Origin of the sequence: Streptomyces sp. IBSBF 2435, assembly GCF_036815005.1 — a bacterium.
In the GTDB taxonomy this organism is placed as follows: domain Bacteria; phylum Actinomycetota; class Actinomycetes; order Streptomycetales; family Streptomycetaceae; genus Actinacidiphila.
In genome coordinates this window covers 1-21,330 of sequence record NZ_JAJSYW010000118.1, presented here as the reverse complement: position 1 = coordinate 21,330, position 21,330 = coordinate 1, and the positions used below count along the sequence as shown (strand labels likewise).

At 72.1% G+C, this 21,330-nt stretch carries 15 protein-coding genes; 6 read left to right on the top strand and 9 right to left on the bottom strand.

The genetic code is table 11. From position 1 onward, the window contains the following. Positions 1-938, bottom strand: a 938-nt coding sequence (locus tag V7E46_RS21940; RefSeq protein WP_333770015.1) for a DUF5954 family protein, incomplete at its 3' end; no start/stop codon positions are given. Positions 939-1,067: 129 nt separating this feature from the next. Then, positions 1,068-2,249 carry an ROK family protein gene (locus V7E46_RS21935; RefSeq protein WP_333770014.1) on the bottom strand — a complete coding sequence of 394 codons (1,182 nt, stop codon included), beginning with the start codon at positions 2,247-2,249 and terminating at the stop codon, positions 1,068-1,070. 213 nt (positions 2,250-2,462) lie between these two features. On the opposite strand from V7E46_RS21935, the gene V7E46_RS21930 reads away from it, so the two are divergent. From V7E46_RS21930 to V7E46_RS21915, 4 genes are all read left to right on the top strand, one after another. Beyond that, entirely contained in the window at positions 2,463-3,551 is a 1,089-nt protein-coding gene (locus V7E46_RS21930; protein WP_329180940.1) for a Gfo/Idh/MocA family protein, read from the top strand. Between the two features lies 1 nt (position 3,552). Continuing rightward, positions 3,553-4,473 carry a sugar phosphate isomerase/epimerase family protein gene (locus V7E46_RS21925; protein ID WP_333770013.1) on the top strand — a complete coding sequence of 307 codons (921 nt, stop codon included), beginning with the start codon at positions 3,553-3,555 and terminating at the stop codon, positions 4,471-4,473. A 90-nt stretch (positions 4,474-4,563) separates the two neighbouring features. Beyond that, a complete protein-coding gene (locus V7E46_RS21920) occupies positions 4,564-5,310 on the top strand; it encodes a sugar phosphate isomerase/epimerase family protein (protein WP_333770012.1) in 747 nt (248 codons plus the stop codon). Next, positions 5,307-6,410: a Gfo/Idh/MocA family protein gene (locus V7E46_RS21915; RefSeq protein ID WP_333770011.1), complete on the top strand. Its 1,104-nt coding sequence runs from the start codon at positions 5,307-5,309 to the stop codon at positions 6,408-6,410. The genes V7E46_RS21920 and V7E46_RS21915 overlap by 4 nt, the downstream gene beginning before the upstream one ends. 213 nt (positions 6,411-6,623) lie before the next feature. Here the strand turns inward: V7E46_RS21915 and V7E46_RS21910 are convergent, their stop codons facing one another. The 7 genes from V7E46_RS21910 to V7E46_RS21880 all read right to left on the bottom strand — a co-directional run bounded on the left by V7E46_RS21910 (position 6,624) and on the right by V7E46_RS21880 (position 18,044). After that, positions 6,624-8,867: an RICIN domain-containing protein gene (locus tag V7E46_RS21910; RefSeq protein ID WP_443054298.1), complete on the bottom strand. Its 2,244-nt coding sequence runs from the start codon at positions 8,865-8,867 to the stop codon at positions 6,624-6,626. Between the two features lie 161 nt (positions 8,868-9,028). Continuing rightward, entirely contained in the window at positions 9,029-9,865 is an 837-nt protein-coding gene (locus V7E46_RS21905; RefSeq protein WP_333770010.1) for an undecaprenyl-diphosphate phosphatase, read from the bottom strand. A 156-nt stretch (positions 9,866-10,021) separates the two neighbouring features. Further along, a complete protein-coding gene (locus tag V7E46_RS21900; RefSeq protein WP_333770009.1) occupies positions 10,022-11,575 on the bottom strand; it encodes a chitinase in 1,554 nt (517 codons plus the stop codon). A gap of 222 nt (positions 11,576-11,797) precedes the next feature. Then, complete coding sequence (locus V7E46_RS21895; RefSeq protein ID WP_333770008.1) at positions 11,798-13,168, bottom strand: S53 family peptidase; 1,371 nt, start codon at positions 13,166-13,168, stop codon at positions 11,798-11,800. A gap of 247 nt (positions 13,169-13,415) precedes the next feature. Then, positions 13,416-14,315 (bottom strand): ABC transporter permease, encoded by a 900-nt coding sequence (locus V7E46_RS21890; RefSeq protein WP_333770007.1) that lies wholly within the window; start codon positions 14,313-14,315, stop codon positions 13,416-13,418. Next, positions 14,312-17,029, bottom strand: a complete 2,718-nt coding sequence (locus tag V7E46_RS21885; RefSeq protein ID WP_333770006.1) for an alpha/beta fold hydrolase — start codon at positions 17,027-17,029, stop codon at positions 14,312-14,314. The genes V7E46_RS21890 and V7E46_RS21885 overlap by 4 nt, the downstream gene beginning before the upstream one ends. Before the next feature lie 331 nt (positions 17,030-17,360). After that, positions 17,361-18,044 (bottom strand): LAETG motif-containing sortase-dependent surface protein, encoded by a 684-nt coding sequence (locus V7E46_RS21880; protein ID WP_333770005.1) that lies wholly within the window; start codon positions 18,042-18,044, stop codon positions 17,361-17,363. Between the two features lie 296 nt (positions 18,045-18,340). Here V7E46_RS21880 and V7E46_RS21875 point away from each other — a divergent pair, with 296 nt between their 5' ends. Both V7E46_RS21875 and V7E46_RS21870 read left to right on the top strand, forming a co-directional pair. Further along, positions 18,341-18,913: a hypothetical protein gene (locus V7E46_RS21875; protein ID WP_333770004.1), complete on the top strand. Its 573-nt coding sequence runs from the start codon at positions 18,341-18,343 to the stop codon at positions 18,911-18,913. Positions 18,914-19,262: 349 nt separating this feature from the next. Further along, on the top strand, positions 19,263-21,330 hold a 2,068-nt coding region (locus V7E46_RS21870; RefSeq protein ID WP_333770003.1), incomplete at its 3' end, for a glycosyl hydrolase family 28-related protein.

Below are 21,330 nucleotides of genomic sequence, written 5' to 3'. Positions count from 1 at the left end.
GAGGGGCGCGGGCTCTCGGGGCCGTCGGGGCCGACGCGGACGAGGCGTTCGACCCGCACGATGCGGAAGTGGCGCCCGGCCACGTCGAGTTCGTCGCAGCGCTCGGCGTCGAGCCGGTCGGCCGCGTCGTTGTAGACGCAGCGCTGCTCGGTGGTGAGGTCGCGCTGCCAGGGCACCATGACCCGCAGCTGCATCGCGAGACCGTCCCGCGCGGACTGCGGCGTCGTGGCGGTGCCGCTGGAGCCGGGGCGCCACTGGCCGCCCTCGCGCTCCGCGGTCATGAAGGTCGCGGGGAGCAGCACCCCGCCCGGGTGCGTGGCCGCGGCGGTCCCCGAGTCGTCGCGGACGTCGCGCGGCACGGTCCCGTGTTTGCGCAGCGCCGCGAGGAGTTCGGCCTTGAGTATGCCCTCGGAGACCCCGGTCGGGTCGTAGGGGTCGATGACGAAGCCCGCTGCCGGGTCGAGCCCTTCGTGGGACTCGCCGGGCTCGCTGGGGTCGGGGTCGGTGATCCTGGGCGGCTCGGGGCCGTCGGGTCCCATCCGGATGAAGCGTTCCGCCCGGAGGACGCGGTAGCGGCACCCGCACACCGTCAGGTCGTTGAGCGCCTCCCAGTCCAGCAGCTCGCCCGCGGCCTGGTATTCGGCCGCGCGCCGCGGGTCCCCGCTCTCGGCCGCCTCCATCGCGACCCGGCGGAAGTACGAGCCGAGGCCGTCCCTGGCGTCCTGCGGGGCGAGCCCGCTGAAGTACGGCTGGAGGACCCATCCGCCGTCCGGACTCTCGCGGGCGACACCGAAGACCGGGCCGCCGGCGAAGAGCATGGAGGGGTGTGTCTTGCGCGCCTTCCACGCCTCCACGTCGGCGAGTGCCGCGACCGGTGACTCCGGGGCGGTGACCCGGATGGTCTGGTAGACGGTGGTGTTGTCGGCGGAGGACTCCATGGCACCAGCATGCCCACCCGTCGCGCCGGGAGGCGGTTGTTCTGTGAAAGGCACTTCCGATTCGGGAGCGGTGTCGTATTGTCCGCGCCCGCCGGGCTGCCGCCCGGAACCCCCGCCCGGGGCCACCGCTCATGCCCCGGTGCCGTCCAGCATCTGGCCGATCCCCGCCGGCGAGAGCAGGTGCTGGACGGCGAGCCGCCTGGCCCCCTCGATGCCGGCCCTGCGCCCGAGCAGCGTGGTCTCGATGGCGACGGTACGGGTGGCGAGCGGCAGCGCGCGGCGGTAGACGGCGGCGCGGATGTCGGCCAGCAGGTCGTCGTGCAGGCTGGCGATGCTGCCGCCCAGCACGATCGTGTCCGGGTTGTAGAAGCTGACCAGCGAGGCGATGACGTCGCCGAGCCGCTGCGCCGCCAGCCGGACCTGGCGGCGGGCCAGCGGGTCGCCCGCCGCGACCAGCCGGACCACGTCGGCGGCGTGTTCGGCCGGCAGGCCCGCCTCGCGCAACGTCGCGGCGATGGCGGCGCCCGAGGCGACGGCCTCGACGCAGCCGGTGTTGCCGCAGTGGCACAGCACCTCGTCGTGGCCCGGCACCCGGATGTGGCCGATGTCGCCGGCCGCGCCGGTCGCGCCGCGGTGCACGACACCGCCGGAGACGATGCCGCAGCCGATACCCGTACCGACTTTGACGTACAGCAGGTGCGCGGTGGCCGGGCGGTGGCCGTACTCGCCGAGGGCCATCATGTTGACGTCGTTGTCCACCAGGACGGGGGCCTGGTAGCGGTCGGCGAAGAAGGCCGGCACCCGGTAGCCGTCCCAGCCGCGCATGATCGGCGGGCGGATGACCGTACCCGTGCTCGCCTCGACCGGTCCCGGCAGGCCGATGCTGATCGCCCGCACATGCCCGGCGGGGTGCCCGGCGTCGGCGAGCAGCCGGCCGAGCTGCCGGTGCAGGCCGGTGAGCACCGCCTCGGGGCCGTCGTTGATGTCCAGGCCCTCGGTGGCCTCGGCGAGGACCGTGCCGCCGAGGTCGGCGACGGCGGCCGTGCTGTGGGTGGCTCCGAGGTCGACCGCGGCCACCACGGCGGTGGCGGAGGCGAGTCGCAGGGTGAGCGGGGGACGGCCGCGCTCGGTGGCCACGGTGCCGGTCTCCACCAGCAGGCCCTTGGCGATCAGCAGGTCCACCCGCTGGGCGACCGCGGCCCGTGACAGGCCGGTGGCGGTGGCGAGTTGGCTGCGCCGGGTGGTACCGCCGGCCACCAGGCCGGCCAGTTCGCTGAGCGCGGTCAGCTGCCGGTCGCCTGCTGCGGTCACCTGGGGCTGCCTTTCGTCGGGGCTCGGGCCGTGAGCCGGGAGGGAAGCCGTCAGCAGTCGTCCGGGCCGCCGTCAGGGTGTCGTCCCGGCTGCCGTCCGGCTGATTTATGACAGAAGTTAGCGGAAATCTTGCCATTGTCAACCGAAACAGTGATGGCTAGCGTTTCAAGCAAGCGGAATGGGAGGCCATTTGTGGGCGGTATACCAACGGCAGTGTCGTTGTCGTCCGTGCCGTCGCTGCGTACGGCGATCGCCGGCGCGGGGATGATCGGACGGGTGCACCTGGACGCCGTACGCCGTACGGGCGCGCCGGTGGTCGGCATCAGCGCCTCGACGCCGGCGCGGGCCAAGGAGGCCGCGGCCGCGCTCGGCGTGGAGCGGGCCTTCGACAGCTCGGAGGACCTGGTCACCAGTGACGACGTGGACGTGGTGCACATCTGCACGCCCAACGACGCGCACGCCCGGCTGGCCGAGCTGGCGCTGCGGGCCGGCAAGCACGTGGTCTGCGAGAAGCCGCTCACCACCTCGTCGGCCACCGCCGACGCGCTGGCGGCGCTCGCGGCGGAGTCGGGCCGGGTGGCGGCGGTGCCGTTCGTCTACCGCTACCACCCGATGGCGGCAGAGGCGAGGGCGCGGGTGCTCGACGGCCGGGCCGGCGACGTACGCCTGGTGCACGGGCACTACCTCCAGGACTGGCTGTCGGAGCCGGACGACACCAACTGGCGGGTGGACGCGGTGGCCGGCGGCCCGTCCCGGGCCTTCGCCGACATCGGCTCGCACTGGTGCGACCTGGTCGAGTGGGTGACCGGCCACCGGATCACCGAGCTGACCGCGACGAGCCGGACGCTGGCCAGGACCGGCGGCGTACCGGACACCGAGGACGCGGTGCTGCTGCTCTTCCGCACCGACCGCGACGCCACCGGCACGGTGACGGTCTCGCAGATCTCCCCCGGCCGGAAGAACCGGCTGTGGTTCGAGGTGGACGGCAGCGCCACGTCGCTGGCCTTCGACCAGGAGAATCCGGAGACCCTCTTCGTCGGCAGCCGCGGCGAGAACGCCGCGGTGCAGCGCGACCCCGCCGTCCTGTCCCCCGCGGCCGCCCGGCTGTCGGTGGTGCCCGGCGGGCACCCGATGGGCTATCTCGACTGCTTCGCCGCCTTCGTGCGCGATGTGCACGCCGCCGTCCGCGAGGACGGAACCGGCGGGGCCTTCCCCACCTTCGACGACGCCGCCCGCATGGTGCGCCTGACCGAGGCCGTTCTGCGGTCGGCGGCGGACCGGTCCTGGAAAGAGGTCTCCTGACATGAAGCTGGGCTTCCTGACCGCCTGCCTTCCGCAGCTGCCGCTGGACGAGATCGCCGCGTGGGCGGCCTCGCACGACTACCAGGCCCTGGAGGTCGCCACCTGGCCCTCCACCGGGTCGCGGGACTTCGAGGCCAGCCACATCGACGTCGCCGGCTTCGGCAAGCGGCAGGCCGACGAGGTGCGCGCGCTGTTCGACCGGCACGGGCTGACCCTGTCGGCGCTGGCCTACTACGAGAACAACCTGCACCCCGACCCGGCCCGCAGGTCCGAGATCGCCGCCCACGTACGGGCCAACGTCGACGCGGCGGCACTGCTCGGCGTCGAGTACGTCGGTACGTTCATCGGCCGCCACCCCGGCCTGTCGGTCAGGGAGAACATCGCGCTGGCCGAGCGCGAACTGCCGCCGCTGGTGGAGTACGCGGGCGAGCACGGGGTGAGGATCATCATCGAGAACTGCGTGATGGAGGGCTGGCACCCGGACGGCTACCCGGGCAACCTCGCCTACTCCCCCGAGCTGTGGGAGTGGATGTTCGGCCTCGGCCTCTATCTCAACTACGACCCCTCGCACCTGCTGTGGCTGGGCATCGACCCGGTGGCCGCGCTGCGCCCTTTCGTCGACCGCATCCCGCACGCCCAGGCCAAGGACGCCCAGCTCGACCCGCGGGCCAGGGACCGCTACGGCTTCTTCGGCCGTACGGTCGGGCGGGCCGACGGCTGGGACAGCGGCTGGTGGCGCTACCGGGTGCCGGGCCTGGGCGATGTGGACTGGCGCCGGATCGTGGACACGCTCTACGAGGGCGGCTTCACCGGTGTGCTGTCCGTGGAGCACGAGGACCCGGTGTGGAGCGGGGACACCGCCAGGGTCACCCGGGGACTGGAGATCGCCCACCGCACCCTGCGCCCGCTCATCGTGGGCTGACCGCCTGTTCGCGCCGAAGACGCGGCTCCGCCGGGCCGCACCCGTACCGCCCGTACCGCACCTGCCGCACTTCCAGGAGGCATCGTTTCGATGGCAACGCCCCTGAGCATCCAGCTCTACACCCTCCGGGACCAGATCGCCGCCGACCGCGACGGCACGCTGGCCCGGCTCGCCGAGATCGGCTACCGCTCGGTGGAGCCCTACGACCCGACCGCGGACCCGGCCGGCTTCCGCAAGACCGCGGACGCGCTGGGGCTGAGCGTCACCAGCACCCACGCGTACGCGCTGTTCAGCAAGGACGCCGGGGAGGTGTTCGACGCGGTCGGCACCATCGGAACCGACCTGGCGATCATCCCCGGCGGGATCGACCACGACGAATTCACCACACTCGACGGGCTCCAGCGGGTGGCCGACCGGCTGAACGGCTTCGCGGCCAGGGCCGCCGAGCACGGCATGCGGATCGGCTACCACAACCACTGGTGGGAGATCGAGCCGCGCTTCGAGGACCGGACCGCCCTGGAAGTGCTGGCCGGCCTGCTGGCGCCGGAGGTCTTCCTGGAGGTCGACACCTACTGGGCGGCCGTCGGCGGCGCCGACGTGCCCGCGCTGCTGGGGTCGCTGGGCGACCGGGTGCTCGCGCTGCACGTCAAGGACGGCCCCGGCGTCAAGGAGCAGCCGCACACCGCGGTCGGGAAGGGCACCATCGATGTGCCGCCGATCCTTGCGGCGGCGCCGCAGGCGGTCAGGATCGTGGAGCTGGACAGCTGCGCGGGCGACGTCTTCGAGGCCGTCGCCGAGAGCCACGTCTATCTGACGGCGCTGGAGGGGCGTTCATGACCGGCGGTCCTGTCGGCGTCGCCCTGGTCGGCGCCGGGGTGATCAGTACGCAGTATCTGACAGCGCTGTCGAACTTCCCCGATGTGCGGGTGCTCGCGGTGGCCGACCTGGACGTCGAGCGGGCCAGGGCCGCCGCCGAGACCTACGGGGTGCCGGCGGCAGGCGATGTCGCCTCGGTGCTGGCGATCCCCGAGGTGGAGATCGTCGTCAACCTGACGATCCCGGCGGCGCACGCCGAGGTCGCGAGCACGGCGCTGCGGGCCGGCAAGCACGTCTACGGCGAGAAGCCGCTGGCGCTGGCGCCGGCCGACGGGGCGAACATACTCGCCGAGGCGCAGGCCGCGGGCCTGCGGGTGGGCAGCGCCCCCGACACCTTCCTGGGCGCCGGACTCCAGTCCGCCGCCCGGGCGGTGAACGCCGGGGTGATCGGCGAGCCGGTCAGCGTGACCGCGGTGACCCAGGGGCCGGGACCCGAGAGCTGGCACCCGAGCCCGGAATTCCTCTTCCAGTACGGCGCCGGGCCGCTGTTCGACATCGGTCCCTACTACCTGACGGCCCTGGTGGCGCTCTTCGGCCCGGTGAGCCGGGTGTCGGCGACGGCCCGGCAGGCGCGGGCGGAGCGGGTGGTCGGGTCGGGGCCGAAGGCGGGCACGTCCTTCGCGGTGGAGGTGCCGACGCATGTGCACGCGCTGCTGGACTTCGCCGGCGGCCCGAGCGCGTCGGCGACGTTCAGCTTCGACTCCTCGGTGCCGCGCCGGATGATCGAGATCACCGGCACCGAGGGGACGCTGTCGCTGCCCGACCCGAACACCTTCGACGGGCCGCTGCGGGTGCAGGCGTTCGGCGAGCAGGCCTGGCGCGACCTGCCGGTGGCCGGCTCCACCGCGGGGCGCGGCATGGGCGTGCTGGACATGGCCCGCGCCCTGCGCACCGGCACCGGGCACCGCGCGTCGGGCGAGCTGGCCCAGCACGTGCTGGAGCTGATGTCCACGATCACCGAGTCCGCGCAGAGCCACACCGTCCTGCCGCTGGAGTCCGGGGCCCCCGCGGTGCCGGTCCTGCCGGCCGACTGGAACCCGGTGGCAGCGACGCTCACCTGACACGCGTCGCTGCCACCGTGCCCGACCCGGCCGCCGCGCCCCTGGGCACGCGGCCCGCACACGCCCGGTCGGCCCACCCGTGGGGGGATGGGTCGGCCGGGTCTTCCCGCCCGCCGCCGGACCGCCTGCCGGCTGCGCGCACGGGCGGGGGGCCGGTCGGCCCCGGGACGTGTCCCCGGGCCGACCGGCCCCTGCTTCCCGCCGCGATCCGGTTTACGGGTAGCTGGTCAGGTACGTCACCTGGTGGCCGCTGTTCACGGCGTCCCCTGTGGTGTTGATGACGTGGCTGATGGTGCCGCTGCCGCCCAGCGAGACCGTCACCATGTCGTGGAACCGCACGCCGGAGGTGTTGGGCACCTGGAAGGCGTTGGCGGAGACGACCGACGGGTTGGTGCTGAAGAAGCAGTAGCTGCCCAGGCCCCAGGCCTCATGGCTGGTGACCGAGTCGGCGACCTTGTAGGCGGGGTAGCCCTGCGACGAACCGTTCATCCAGGAGGCCTGGTTGGGCACGTCGTAGGGCATCTCGTTCTGGAAGAAGTACGTTCTGCCGCCCTGCCCGTTCCACTGGACCTGCGTTTTCTGGAAGTGCTCCACGAACAGGCCGTACGCCGTCACATTGCTGCCGTTGACGGTCAGGCCGTTGTCCGCGGTGTTGGTGGCCCAGCCGACCGTGCCGCCGTTGCCGTGGTCGGCACGCCAGATCCAGGTGTGGTCGATGATCGTGTTGTTGCTGTTGATCACCAGTGACTGGGTGGCCTTGCCGACGGTGGCGCCGCCGATCCGGAAGAAGACGTCGGACAGGCTGATCGGGTCGGCCGCGTGGTTGGCGGACGAGCCGGCCGGGCCGATCCGCATCAGCTGCTGCGAGTTGGCGGTGCCCGCGTCGATCAGCAGGCCCGCCAGCTTGACGCCGTCGACGTCGGAGGTGCTGATCGCGGTGATCCCGTTGTCCGGCACCAGGGTGGCCAGGCCCAGGCCCAGCACGACGGTGTCGGGGCGGGTGATGTTCAGCGTCTGGTTGAGGTGGTAGACGCCGGGGGTGACCAGCAGGTTCTTGCCCGCCGCGAGGGCCGCGTTGATGTCCGACGCGGCGGCGCCGGGCTTGACGATGTAGAACTGGTCGATCGGCAGCGACTGGCCCGCCGGGGTCTTGCCGCTCCAGGTGGTGCCCGACGCGTTGGACTGGAGCGCGGGCACGAAGACCTGGTACTTGCCGGAGCTGTCGATGTACAGGAACGGCTTCTCGCGGATGGTGGGCGAGGAGGCGACGGTGGTGTAGGTCGGGAAGGACTGGGCGGGCGCGCCCTGGTCGCCGACGAAGACCATGTTCCAGTTGGAGCCCGACCAGCTGCCCATCGTCGAGTCCCGGGTCAGGAACTGCTGCTGGGAGCCGGAGCGGATCTGGCCGTCGACCTTGGTGTCGGCGATGAAGCCGCCGCTGGACCAGCCGCCGTCGTCCAGCGCCAGATTGCCGCGTACGTGCATCCGCCGGTAGGGCGCGGCCTGCGAGACGGCCCAGCGGTCGGTACCGCCGGTGGGGTTGACCGACATGTTCTCGGCGTCACGCCAGAAGTTCTGGGTGGCGTTGCCCTGGAACCAGTCGGCCTCCGCGTGCACGGCGCCGTTGATGGTGACGTCGTCGGGGCTCAGGCCGAGTCCGGCGACCTCGGTGTAGAAGCCGACGTTGACGTCGGCGCTGTAGGTGCCGGGCTTGAACAGCACGGCGTAGCGCTGGCCGCCGAACTGGTTGGTCTGCTGCTGGCTGAAGATCGTGTTCAGCCTGGACTGGATCGAGGAGGCCGACATCGACGGGTCGAAGGTGACCACGTTGGGGCCGAGGTCGGGGTCGCTTCCGGTGGGCGGCGGGGTGGTGGTGCCGCCGCCCGAGCCGCTGACGTTGAAGGACTGCGCCGCGCTGCCGTTGCAGGTGTACTGCTGGAGCTGGACGCTGTCGGCGGTCGACGCGCTGGGCACGTCGAGGCACTTGCCGCTGTTGCGGTTGACGAAGTGGAAGGCGCCGCCGGACTCGGCGACCGGCTGCCACTGCTGGTTGGCGCCGCCGCCGTACAGCCACAGCTGGGTGAGGGCGCCGTCGGCGGTGGACACGTTCGTCTCGTCCCAGACCTGGCCGGGGGCCGAGGCGGCGCCGATCCGGTAGTAGCCGCTGTCGGTGGCGGTGAACTGCCACTGCTGCGCGGCGCTGCCGTTGCAGGTGTACTGCTGGACGGCCGTGCCGTTGGCGCTGGCGGCGGCGCGGGCGTCCACGCACTTGCCGCTGCCGACGCCGGTCACGGTGGCCGGGGCGGTCGGGATGGTCGCGGCTCCGGCCTCGGGGGCGGAGACCAGTGCGATGCCGGCGCCCACCGGTATCAGAAGTGCCGCCACGAGGGCGGCTGTTCGTCTGCGGTGGCGGGGGGTGCGGGCGGGCGTGCCGGGCCCGGCGGGTACCTGGGTCACACGTGTCTCCTCGGTCGCGTTGTGGGGTCGCGATGCGGTGTGGACGCTAGGGGCCGCCTGTCGGGGAGTCAATACACATCAAAAAATAAGTCGTGAACTATGCGGGGAAAACACGGGCCGGACCTTGAGGTCCGGCCCGGTGTACTGCATCGCGCCGCTGGTCAGGCGTCCAGGACGTTGCTCGCGAGCAGCCCGATCAGGACGAAGCCGAGCACGATCCGGTAGATCACGAAGGAGTTGAAGGAGTGCCGCGCGACGAAACGCAGCAGCCAGGCGATGGCCCCGTAGGCGACCACGAAGGACACCAGGGTGCCGACCGCGAGCGCACCGGCGCTGACCCCGCCGCCGGTGGCGTCCTTCAGCTCGTACAGCCCGGCGCCGGTGAGCGCGGGCAGGCCGAGGAAGAACGACAGCCGGGTGGCCGCCATCCGGTCGAGGTCGCGGATCAGCGCGGTGGAGATGGTCGCGCCGGAGCGGGAGAAGCCGGGGAAGAGCAGCGCCAGGATCTGCGAGGTGCCGACGATCATGGCGTCCTTGAACGTGACCTCCTGCTCACCGCGTTTGAACCTGGCCATCTGCTCGGCGACCCACATGACTATGCTGCCGCCGATCAGTGATCCGGCGACCACCCACAGCGAGCCGAGCGGGCCGTCGATCAGGCTCTTGGCTGCCAGACCGACGATCACGATCGGGATCGTGGAGTAGATCACCCACCAGGTGAACTTGTAGTCGTGGTTGTCGCGCTCCCTCTTGTCCGTCAGCCCGCGCAGCCACGCGGTCACGAATCGTGCGATGTCCTTGAAGAAGTAGACGAACACCGCGGCGATGGCGCCGACCTGGATCACCGCGGTGAAGCCGACGACGGCGTCGTCGTCCACCTTGATGTTCATCAGGCCTTCGGCCAGCTTCAGATGCCCGGTGGAGGAGACCGGCAGGAATTCGGTGACTCCCTCCACGACTCCGAGGATGACGGCCTGGCCGATGCCGATGGCACTCATGGGTGGTCCTGTCCCCTGGTCTGCCGGTGATCGCCCGGCACGCTCCGACTACAGCTGCGACTACATTCCCGTAGACGTCGGTGCGACTTTAGAGGATCGGCGGCCGGACCCCGAATCCGGGGCGGCCCGGCCGCCTGACCGCATGAGGAGCGCGTCCTAGCAGGCGCCGAGGTCCTGCCAGACCCCCCACTCACCGGTGGTGCCGGGGGTCTCGCCCGTCGTCCACCACTTGGCCTTCCAGGTGTGGCCGCCGTAGGAGACGGTGTTGCCGCCCACGTAGACGGCCGTCGAGCTCCAGGCCGCCGCCGTGCACGCGCTGGTGCCGCCGGTGACGGTCAGCCTGTAGGTGGCCGAGTGGCTGGTGCCGGCCGCCGTGCCGGTGACCGTCAGCGCGTAGCTGCCGGAGACCGCCGCGGCGGTGGTGGACACCGACAGGGTGGCGTTGCCGCCCGCGGTGACCGAGCCGGGGCTGACCGAGGCGGTGACCCCGGCAGGGGCGCCGCTGACCGACAGGGTCACGGACTGCGCGGAGCCGGTGGTCACCGCGGTGTGCACGCTTGAGGTGGCCGAGCCGCCCGCGGCGACCGTGGCGGACGCCGGGGTCAGCGACACCGAGAAGTCGTTGGCCGGCGGCGGGGTGGTGGTGCCGCCGTTGAACGGCTCGAAGGTGTGGCTGAACTGCCAGGTGCTCTGGGTGGTGCCGGAGCAGGAGTCGGAGCCGCCCTGGCCCGGGCAGCCGCCGTTGTCGCGCTGGAGCGCCCAGAAGGACAGCGTGTTGATGCCCTTGCTGACCGCCCAGTTGTAGACGGTGGTGGCGTTGGCGGTGGTGAACGTCTCGGCGGCGCCGAAGTCGTCGATGCCGGGCATCTCGGTGACGCCCACCATGTTCCACAGCTGCGCGTCGGTCTTCGACGGGTAGAGCACGCCCAGCTGGTCGTGCAGGCCCTGGGCGGCGGTCTGCGTGTCGGTGGCCATGTTGTGGGTGGCGTTGTCGTAGTAGTCGAACGTCATGATGTTCACGACGTCGAGCTTCACGCCGTTGCTCACCGCGTTCTGCAGGACGGCGAGGCCGCTGCCCGAGCCGACCGAGCCGCCTTCGAGGCCGTGCGTGGTGGTCGGCAGGGTGTACGAGAACTGGATCGGGCGCCCGTTGGCGGCGGCCCAGTCCTGCACCTGCTTGACGGCCTTGTTGCGGCGGTCGATGCCGGCCGAGTTGGTCAGCGAGTTGTCCTCGATGTCCAGGTCGATCCGGCTGATGTCGTAGGTGGTGATGACCTTCTCGTACGCGGCGGCGATCGAGCTGACGTTGGTGCAGCTGTCGGCGATCTCGGTGCCGGTGTTGTCGGCCGCGTAACCGCCGAAGGACGGGATGACGTCGCCGCCGCCGGCCTGGATGGTGTCGATGTCGGCGCCGAAGTTGCCCTGGGCGATCGGCAGCGAGCTGTCGCCGTTCCAGTACGGGGTGCAGGAGCCGACCGACGGGGTCTGGATGAAGGCCATCGTCAGGTACTTGTTGCCGGAGGCGGCGGCGAGCCCGGAGAGGCTGTCGCCGTTGTAGGCCTCGAAGTACGGAGCCGCTATGTGGGTGGGCAGTGCGGTGGCCGCGTGTGCGGTGCCGCTGCCGGTCAGGGCGAGCCCTGCCGAGGCGGCGGCGGTGACGAGTCCGGTGAGCAGTGCGCGGACGGGGAGTCTGCGAACGGGTCCGGTCATGGACCGCGCTCCTTCCAGGTGGGGGGATCAGCAGACGGCGGTCTGCTGGTCTGGACCAATATTGCTGGTCTGGACCACCCGACTGTCAAGAGTCCTAACAGATACTGGACTTGGACCACCCGGCGGACGAATTCCGGCCTTTCCGGCACCGGAGGCAGCGGCGGTCACCGCCGCAACCGGCGGGATTGCGGCGGTGACCTGTACCGATGGCACTGCGGCCGGTCAGCGGCCCCAGGCGGTCAGCGCGAGCGCGGGAACGAACCGCGAGGCGTCCAGCGTGCCGACGCCGGTCGCCATGTCGTAACCCTTGACCGCGGTGTAACCGGTGACGCCGTCGTAGGAGTTGTTCGTGCCGTCCTTGGCGTCCACGATCCCGGTGAACCTCGGGTCGCCCTTCGCCAGGGCGTAGAGCGCCTGGTGGATGTCGCCCACCCGGTGGCCGCCCAGCTGGTCGGCCAGCGCGATGACACCGGAGAACAGCGGACTGGACTCGCTGGTGCCGCCGTAGACGTCCCAGCCGGTGGCCGTCGGGTCGTAGCTGGAATACACCCACGCGCCGCCGTCGACCGCCGCGGTCATCGAGATGTCCGGGGTGCCGCGCCGGGCGCCGACCACGTTCTTGACCCCGTCCTGGTAAGAGGGCCGGGGGAAGACGTGCGACTGGCCGCCGCCGCCGGCTCCGTAGTCGTTGTAGACGCTGTCGGGCGCGGTGCGGTCGCCCGCGCCGTCCAGGTGCAGCTGGGTGCCGCCGATCGAGGTGACCAGCGGGTCCGCCGACGGCCAGGAGTTCACCGGGTACGGGTAGTCGGTGGAGCCGTCGGCCATCGCGTCGGTCGCGCCGCCGTCGCCGGAGGAGGACAGTACGGTCACGCCGTGCCTGGCCGCGTCCTGGAAGGCGTAGCGCAGCTTCTGGATGCTGGAGAAGTCGCCCTGGTCGAAGCCGGGGAAGGTGTTCTCTGTCGCCCCGAAGCTCTGGGTGATCACATCGCCCACACCGTGGTCGATCAGCGACTTCTCCGCGTCCATCATCTCCGGCAGCCCGGTGACGCCCTCGGTTTCGGCGACCCCGGTCTCCACCAGCACGATGTGCGCGTCGGGAGCCACCGCGTGCGCCATCTCGACGTCCAGCGTGCTCTCGCCGGCCCATCCGGTGTGGTCGGGGTCGGTCGGGTCGAACGGCGGTACGTCGCCCCACTTGACGACCTGCACCGTGGAGCTCTTGATGCCCCACTGGGCACTGTAGACGTCCAGGTCGTGCTGGATCGTCGGCGAGCCGAACGAGTCCACGATGACGATGGTGCGGCCCTTGCCCGTGACACCGGCGCGGTAGAGCGCGTTGAGGTGGTACGCCTGCCGGTACTGGAGCGGGGAGTAGCAGCTGACGCCCCAGGTCGCCTGGCACTGTGCGTTGGTCAGCGGGCTGCTCACGCCGTGGATCAGCCGGTGGCCGGCGACCGCGGGCACCGCCTTGACGGCGGGCGCGCGGCCGGCCGGCGCGCTGCCGAGGGGAGCGGCTATCAAGGCGGCGGCGGTGAGGGCGGTGGCCCCGGCCGCTGCGACCGCGGCACCGAACCGCGGACGGACTCTGCGCATGGACACTCCTTGTGTGGAGGACAACCGCACGAGACGGATGACGTGATCACATCCACAGATCATGCCCAGGACAAGCGGATCCGGCGTTTCCCTGCGGTCGTTTTACCCGGATGGCCCTGCCTTTGCTTTTCCATGACCATGACATGACCGCAGGCCGGTCTGGGACGGCCGCCGGCGGTCTCGGCGCCCTCGGCCCGGACGCTCGGCGGACGCTCGGTCAGCGTGCGGTGGGACGCTCAGCCGGCGTTCAGGACACGATGTCCTTGGTGCGGAAGCCGCGGAAGGCCAGCGCGGTCAGCACGATCGCGTACGACACCGACACCGACGCGCCCTGGAGCATGCCGGACCACTCCAAGGTGGGCTGGAGCGCGTCGGCCCAGGAGAACTGCCAGTGCGCGGGCAGTACGTCCCGCCAGGAGCCCAGCGCGGTCACCGCGTCCAGCACATTGCCGACGATGGTCAGCCCGACCGCGCCGCCGACCGCGCCCAGCGGCGCGTCCGTTTTGGTCGACAGCCAGAACGCGAGGGCGGCGGTGACCAGTTGGCTGACGAAGATGTAGACCACCGCGATGGCCAGCCGCGGCAGCGCGTCGCCCGAGGCCAGCGTCCCGCCGGTGGGCAGTTCCAGGTCGCCCCAGCCGTAGGCGACGGTCCCCGCGGCCAGCGCGACCGCGGGCAGCAGCACCAGGGCGACCGCGCTGAAGCCCAGCGCCACCGCCAGCTTCACGCTCAGCAGCCGGGTCCTGGGCACCGGCGCGGCCAGCAGATAGCGCAGGCTCGACCAGCCCGCCTCGGAGGCGACCGTGTCGCCGCAGAAGAGCGCGACCGGCACCACCAGGACGAAGCCCGCCGAGACGAAGAGGCAGGTCGCGGCGAAGTTGGCGCCCGACGCGGTGGCGGTGTCGATCAGGGTGGGCCCGTTGCGGCCCTCGCCCGGGGTGCCGCCGATCGCGAAGGCGATGATCAGGATGAAGGGCAGCGCCGCCAGCAGCGCGCCCACGATCATCGTGCGCCGCCTGCGCAGCTGCCTGCGGGCCTCGACCCGCAGCCGCAGGGTGCGGCCCGGCCGGTAGCCGGCCGCGCCGGCGCGCGGCGGCGGTACGGCCGAAGGGGCGGGGGCCGGGACTGCGGGGGGTGCGGCGCTCATGCCGAGCCTCCGATCAGGGTCAGGAAGGCGTCCTCGAGCCGGCGGTGCGGCCCGACCCGGGCCACCGGCACGCCGAGCCGGACGAGTTCGGCCACGAACTGCGCGGCGGTCAGCCCGTCGAGCACCGCGAGCAGGCCGTCCTCCTCGCGTACCGCGGTGGCCACCCCGGGCAGCTCGGCGACCTTGTCGACCGCGTTCTGCGGCATCTCGCCGTCCACGCCGACCAGGACGGTGTCGGCCGAGCCGATGATGTCGGCGACCGGACCGGAGGTGATCAGCCGCCCGCGGTCCATCACCACCAGATGCGTACAGCTCTGCTCGACCTCGGCCAGCAGATGGCTGGAGACGATGACGGTGCGCCCGGCGGCGGCGTAGCGGATCAGCACCTCGCGCATCTCGCGGATCTGCGGCGGGTCCAGGCCGTTGGTCGGCTCGTCGAGGATCAGCAGGTCCGGCAGGCCCAGCATGGCCTGGGCGATGGCGAGCCGCTGGCGCATGCCCTGCGAGTACGTGCGCACCGCGCGCTCCAGCGCCTCGCCGAGCCCGGCGATCTCCAGGGCCTCGGCGAACCGGGCGTCCTGCGCCGGGCGGCCGGTGGCCTGCCAGTACAGCTCCAGGTTGGCCCGGCCGGTCAGATGCGGCAGGAAGCCGGCGCCCTCCACGAAGGCGCCGAGCCTGGACAGCACCGGCGCGCCCGGGCGCACCGCCTCGCCGAACACCCGGATCTCGCCGTCGTCGGGGCGGATGAGCCCCATCAGCATCCGCAGCGTGGTGGTCTTGCCCGCGCCGTTCGGCCCGAGCAGGCCGAGCACCTGGCCCGGCTCCACACGGAAGGACAGGTCGCGGACGGCGTAGCGGTCGGCCGACTTGGCGTACCGCTTGCTCAGGCCGGTGATCTGCAGCGGCACCGCGGCCAGCGCCGGGTCCGCGGGGCGCAGGCGCACCCGGCGGCGCCCGGTGAGCAGCAGCGCGGCGGCGATCAGCAGTGCGGCGGGGGGCAGCGCCCAGGTCCACCAGGGCAGCGCGGCGGGGGCGTCGCTGAGCGCGCTGTCGACGGGTACGGTCAGCTGCGGCGAGGCCAGCGACACCGACATGGTGGCGGGCGCGGCCGGTGAGGCGTAGCCCAGGTCGGTGCTGGCCAGCACCAGGCGCATCCGGTGGCCGGCCGCGAAGTCGTGGTCGACGGCGGGCAGTTGCAGCTGTACGGTGCTGCCGCTCGGTGAGCCCTGCACCCGGACGGGGGCGGCGAGCGCGGACGGCAGCGTGGCCTTGCCGCCGGGCGCGACATCGTAGAGCTTGCCGAACAGCACCGCGTCGGGCGCTGTGGTGCGGACCCGAACGGTGACGGTCGGCGCGCCGGTCAGATGGGTGCCGCCCTTGAGCGGGGCGGACTCGAACTGGGCGTACTGGCCCGGGATGTCGAGCGAGAGGCCCGCGCCGAGCGAGGACAGTTCGCTGAGCGCCCCGGTGCCCGGCACCGCGGAGATCGCCGGCGGCGCGCCGCCCGCCGGGTTGACGATCGGCTGCTCGCGGCCGGCCAGCGTGATCCGGCGGGCGGTCGCGCCGCCGAGCCCCGGGTAACTGCCGCTGTCGGCGCCGCGCAGCACGACGCTGCCGTCGGTGGAGTTCAGGCCGCCGGTGCGGGTGACCCGGAAGGCGGGTCCTGTGCCGGTGCCGGCGCTGCCCTTGAGGTAGTGGTCGAACCATGCGGTGACCCGGCGGTCGACCCTGGCGTCCTCGGTGTCGCCGCCGTCGTGGCCGCCGGCGATCCAGTCCACGGCGACGGGCGCGCCGTTCGCCGTGATCGCGCTCGCCGTCGCGTCGGACTGGGCCAGGGTGAACAGCGAGTCGGTCTGGCCCTGCACGATCAGCGCCGGGACCTTGATACGGGAGGCGACCGCGGACGGGCTGAGCGCTTCGAGCTGAGCGCGGGCCGCGGCGTCCGGCCGGCCGGCGGTGGCGACGCGCTGGTAGAGCGCGCAGACGGCGGGGGTGAACCGGCCGCACAGGGGGTTGCCCGCCCTGGGCGGGGCGGCGGACCCGACGGGATTCTCGGTGGCGCCGGGTGCGGCCGGCTTCTGTGCGCCGTCCGGGAGCGCCGCGGAGCCGGAGGAGAAGAAGATGCCGGCCCAGAGCTTCTTGTAGACGTCGTCGGGGAAGAGGGCGTCGGCGAGATTCCAGTACGTCTCGCGTGGTGCGATCGCGTCGACCCGGTGGTCGTACCCGGCGGCCAGCAGCGAGATCGCGCCGCCGTACGACACGCCCGAGATGCCGACCCGCGGGTCGCCGGGCGCGTCGAGCCGGACGTCGGGGCGGGCGGCCAGCCAGTCGATCAGCCGGCTGACGTCGGCGACCTCGCCGTCCGGCGCGTTGAGCCCGATCCCGCCGGTCGAGGAGCCGAAGCCGCGGGCCGACCAGGTCAGTACCGCGTAACCGTGCTCGGCCAGCGATTCGGCCTGGCCGCGCACGTCGTCCTTGCTGCCGCCGAAGCCGTGGCCGAGCAGGACCGCGGGCTTGCGGGTGCTGCCGCCGGTGGTGAAGTACGAGGTGTCCAGGCGTACGCCGCCGGCGCCGGTCAGCATCGCGTCACTGCGGTGCACCGAGCCGCCGCCGGCCGCCGCGGCGGTCCCGACGGCCGCGCCGCCCGCCACCAGCACGGCGAGCGCCCCTGCCCCGGCCAACCACCGCTTGCGCCGCGGCCATCGAAGATCCATCCCCCGATCCTAAGCGGGCCTCACGGGCGAGCCGGACACAGGCGGTGATTTCTCCGGCTTTTCACAGCGGGCGGTGCCCGGTCGGCGCGGCCCCGGCGGCCGGGAACGCCGGGCCGGAAGGCCTCCCGGCGTAATCCCGCAAGTGCGTTGATTCCAACGGGAGTTGATCTCCGCGCGTGGCGCGGCGCAGGCCGGTCGCGCGTCCGCGCATTTGTCGATCAAGGAATTCCGCCGGGCGGTCGATAGCCGCGGATCGGCATTTCCGGGGAATGCGCCGCTCATCACTGGCGCATTCCCCGGTCCGGCCAGCCGGCCGGTGGTGTCGGGCCGGTCAGCGGTGCGCCGAGGAGCCGCGCTTGCGGGTCCAGAGCACCAGGCCGCCGCCCGCCACCACGACGGCGACCGCGATACCCGCGATCATCGGCGTGGCGCTGGAGCTGCCGGTCTCGGCCAGGTCGCCGCCGCCGGCCGCGGACGTGGTGCCCGCGACGACGGGAGCGTTGGTGGTGCCGGCCGGCACCGGGGCGGTGGTCGGCGCGGTCGTCCCGGGCGCGGTGGTCTCCGGCGCGGTGGTCGGCGGCGCGGTGGTCTCCGGCGCGGTGGTCGGCGGAGTGGTCGACGGCGACACCGACGGGCTGGTGGGGGTGTCGCACACCGGCGAGACCTTGGTCTCGTCCACGTTGTACTTCTTGTTGTCACCGGCCTTGACCACCAGGCGCACGGTGAGCGGGCTGTCGTGCGCGGGCAGCGCTTCCGTGGCGTGGAAGCTGCCGCCGAAGTCCTCGTTGTCGGCCAGCGCGCCCTCGCCGCCGACGACGGTGAGCGACACCGAGTTCTGCACGTGCCTGCCGGTGCTGTAGTTCGTCAGGTCGACCTGCACCGAATTGCAGGTGACCGACCAGACCGGCGTGTGCGCCGAGGCCGGCGCCGCCAGCACGGCCGTACCGATCATGGCGGCCATTCCGGCCGCCGCTACGGCCGCGGATCTCCTGCGGCCCTGAACCGTCAATTTCATGAACTCTCCCATTACAGACCGGACTTCGCCCGTACGGCGCCCGCCCGCCGTTTTACGGTGGGACCGGGACGTTACACCCTGCCCTTCTCCGCGCTTTCACCGGGCGGCGCCCTTACGAATTCCGTAGCGAATTCAGCGGTGTTATCGCGGGCCGGGGTGTCGGCGGCCCGGGGTACGGTGCGGGCACGGCACCGAGGGCGGAGGGAGCGGTTACGGCCACGGCACTGACCACGGCCCAGCGGCGGGCGGTCACCGGTTCCGACCCGGCGACCGGGCGGCTGACCGCGCGGGCCGACGTGTGCGCGGCGCTGGCCGCGCGCGGGCTCGCGGTGCCGCACGGCCGCAGCGGGCACCACAGTTACTACCTGTCGCCGCAAGGGCTGCGGCTGCGGGCCGATCTGACGGCGGCCCGGCCCGACGTCCCGGCGCCCGGCCGGCCGGCGCCCGCCGCGGACACCTTCGCGGCCGACGACGGCACGGGGACGGCCCCGCCCGGCGGGGCGCGGCGGGCGGCCGAGGTGGCGACCGCGTGGGAGGGCCTGCTCCGCATCCGCTCACTGCTGCTGGACGGCGCGACGGATGTGCCCGCCCCCTGGGAGCGGGACCGGGCGGTGCACGCGGTCGCGCTGGCCCTTGAGGCGGCCGGCTGCCCGCCGGCCGGCGCCGGCGGCGCGGGCTACGCGGTGACGCCAGGCGGCCAGGACGGGCTGCCCGAGGTCGCCTGGCGCGGCGTACCTGACGCGGAGACCGCCGCGCGGGCGCTCGCCCGCTGTGCGGACTGGCTGGGGCGGTACGGCTGGCAGTGCACCGAGCACCGCGCCCGCGGCGGCGCCCCCTTCCTGCTGGCCTCCCCCCGCAGGACCCGCTGACCTCGTCCCCCTCTTCCTCCTCAGCTGTTTCGGGATCCCGTTCCGCATCCCCGACAGCCCTGCCGTGCGGCCTGCCCGCCCGCCGGCCGGGACATGTGCAGGTGATCCAAAAATCTCTGCGTCCCGCCCCGTCTATGACGGTTGGGTGTCGTGAATATTGCGAAGAACCATCGCTGTTTTGCGCAGAGTTATGGACTTACTGCGGCGACGCTCGTAGTCTCTGCTGCGCCCCGGCCGGGCGATTCCGCCTTCCCCCCACCCCCGAGCCGCAAGGACCCCGCCTGTGTTGCACCCACCGCACAGCCCCGAGCAGACCCCCCTACGACGCCACAGGGCCAGACGCCGCGGTATGGCGGCCGTCCTGTCCTTCGCGGTGGCCGGCGCCGCCGCGCTGACCGCTGTCACGCTGGTGGGCGCCCCCACCGCGCACGCCGCGGGCGGTGTGCCCGCCCCCTCCCCCGTCGGCATCTCCGGCCGCGGCGCCAACGTGCCGTTCAAGGAGCTGGAGGCGGAGTACGCCAATACCAACGGCACGCTCATCGGCCCCGACCGGCTGTACGGCCACCTGCCGTCCGAGGCCTCGGGCCGCCAGGCGGTCACGCTCAACGCGGTAGGCCAGTACGTGGAGTTCACGCTGACCGCGCCGGCCAACGCGGTGTCGCTGCGCTACAGCCTGCCGGACAGCGCCGACGGCAAGGGCCGCAGCTCCACCCTGGACGTCCAGGCCAACGGGCAGTCGGTGAAGACCCTGCCGGTGACGTCCAAGTACAGTTGGTTCTACGGGGGTTACCCGTTCAACAACAACCCCGGTGACACCAACCCGCACCACTTCTACGACGAGTCCAGGACGCAGTTCGGGACCACCTACCCGGCGGGCACCAAGATCAGGTTCCAGGTGACGTCGACCGCGCAGTCGCCGACCTTCACCATCGACCTCGCCGACTTCGAGCAGGTGGCCGCGCCCATCGCCAAGCCGGCCGGCGCGATCGACGCGGTGGCCGACTACGGGGCCGACCCGACCGGCGCCACCGACTCCACCGCCAAGATCCAGGCGGCGGTCAACGCGGGCCAGGCGCAGGGCAAGGTCGTCTACGTTCCGCAGGGCAACTACACCCTCTACGACCACGTGATCGTGGACGGCGTGACCGTCCAGGGCGCCGGTCCCTGGTACACCGTCTTCGGCGGCCGCGACCCGGTCAACCGCAACCGCGCGGCCGGCTTCTACGGCAAGTACGCGGCGAACGGCGGCTACGGCGGGCCGGTCCGCTCGCAGGAGGCCGGCGGTCCGAGCAAGAACGTCACGCTCAAGGACTTCGCCATCATCGGCGACATCCAGGAGCGGGTGGACGACGACCAGGTCAACGGCATCGGCGGCGCCATGTCGAACTCCACCATCGACGACCTGTGGATCCAGCACGTCAAGGTCGGCGCCTGGATGGACGGTCCGATGGACCACTTCACCATCAAGAACAGCCGCATCCTCGACACCACGGCCGACGGCGTGAACTTCCACTCCGGCGTGACCAACTCGACCGTCACCAACACCTTCGTGCGCAACGTGGGTGACGACGGTCTGGCCTCGTGGCCGGAGAAGGCGCCGAACGTCAGCGACAGCTTCGACCACAACACCGTCATCCTGCCGATCCTGGCGAACAACATCGTCACGTACGGCGGCAAGGACTTCAATCTGTCCGACAACGTCATGGCGGACACCATCAGCAACGGCGGCGGCCTGCACATCGCCAACCGCTACCCGGGCGTCAACGGCGGCGGGCCCAACGGGGTCTCCGGCACGATCACCGCGGCCCGCAACACGCTGATCAGAACCGGCAACAGCGACTACAACTGGCAGTTCGGCGTCGGCGCCATCTGGTTCGACGGCCTCCAGGGCGTGGTCAACGCCAACATCCAGATCAGTGACACCGACATCCTCGACAGCTCCTACGAGGCGATCCAGACCATCGAGGGCGGCGTCATCGGCGCCACCTTCAAGAACATCAACATCGACGGGGCCGGGACCTACGCCATCCAGGCCCAGGCCGCGGCGCAGATGACCTTCATCAACGTCAAGGCCAAGAACATCGGCCAGGCCGCCACCCCGATCCACAACTGCGTCGGCAACGTCCTGCAGATCACCGACGGCGGCGGCAACTCCGGATGGAACACCGGCCAGACCTGCACCGGCACCTGGCCCGCCCCGATCTGGACCAACAGCGGTGTGCCCACCGGCGGCAGCGGCGGCGGCACCACGGGCGGCGGCACGACCCCGCCCACCACGCCGCCGACGACACCTCCGACGACGCCGCCCACCACTCCCCCGACGACCCCGCCGACCACTCCGGCCAACAGCAACCTGGCGCTGGGCCGTCCGGTCAGCGACACCGGCCACGCCGACGTCTACACCGCGGGCAACGCGG

Excerpts from the sequence above, each read along its gene's own strand:
- V7E46_RS21925 (WP_333770013.1), top strand. The coding sequence starts at position 3,553 with ATGAAGCTGGGCTTCCTGACCGCCTGCCTTCCGCAGCTGCCGCTGGAC.
- V7E46_RS21920 (WP_333770012.1), top strand. The coding sequence starts at position 4,564 with ATGGCAACGCCCCTGAGCATCCAGCTCTACACCCTCCGGGACCAGATC.
- V7E46_RS21915 (WP_333770011.1), top strand. The coding sequence starts at position 5,307 with ATGACCGGCGGTCCTGTCGGCGTCGCCCTGGTCGGCGCCGGGGTGATC.
- V7E46_RS21905 (WP_333770010.1), bottom strand. The coding sequence starts at position 9,865 with ATGAGTGCCATCGGCATCGGCCAGGCCGTCATCCTCGGAGTCGTGGAG.
- V7E46_RS21900 (WP_333770009.1), bottom strand. The coding sequence starts at position 11,575 with ATGACCGGACCCGTTCGCAGACTCCCCGTCCGCGCACTGCTCACCGGA.
- V7E46_RS21895 (WP_333770008.1), bottom strand. The coding sequence starts at position 13,168 with ATGCGCAGAGTCCGTCCGCGGTTCGGTGCCGCGGTCGCAGCGGCCGGG.
- V7E46_RS21890 (WP_333770007.1), bottom strand. The coding sequence starts at position 14,315 with ATGAGCGCCGCACCCCCCGCAGTCCCGGCCCCCGCCCCTTCGGCCGTA.
- V7E46_RS21885 (WP_333770006.1), bottom strand. The coding sequence starts at position 17,029 with ATGGATCTTCGATGGCCGCGGCGCAAGCGGTGGTTGGCCGGGGCAGGG.
- V7E46_RS21880 (WP_333770005.1), bottom strand. The coding sequence starts at position 18,044 with ATGAAATTGACGGTTCAGGGCCGCAGGAGATCCGCGGCCGTAGCGGCG.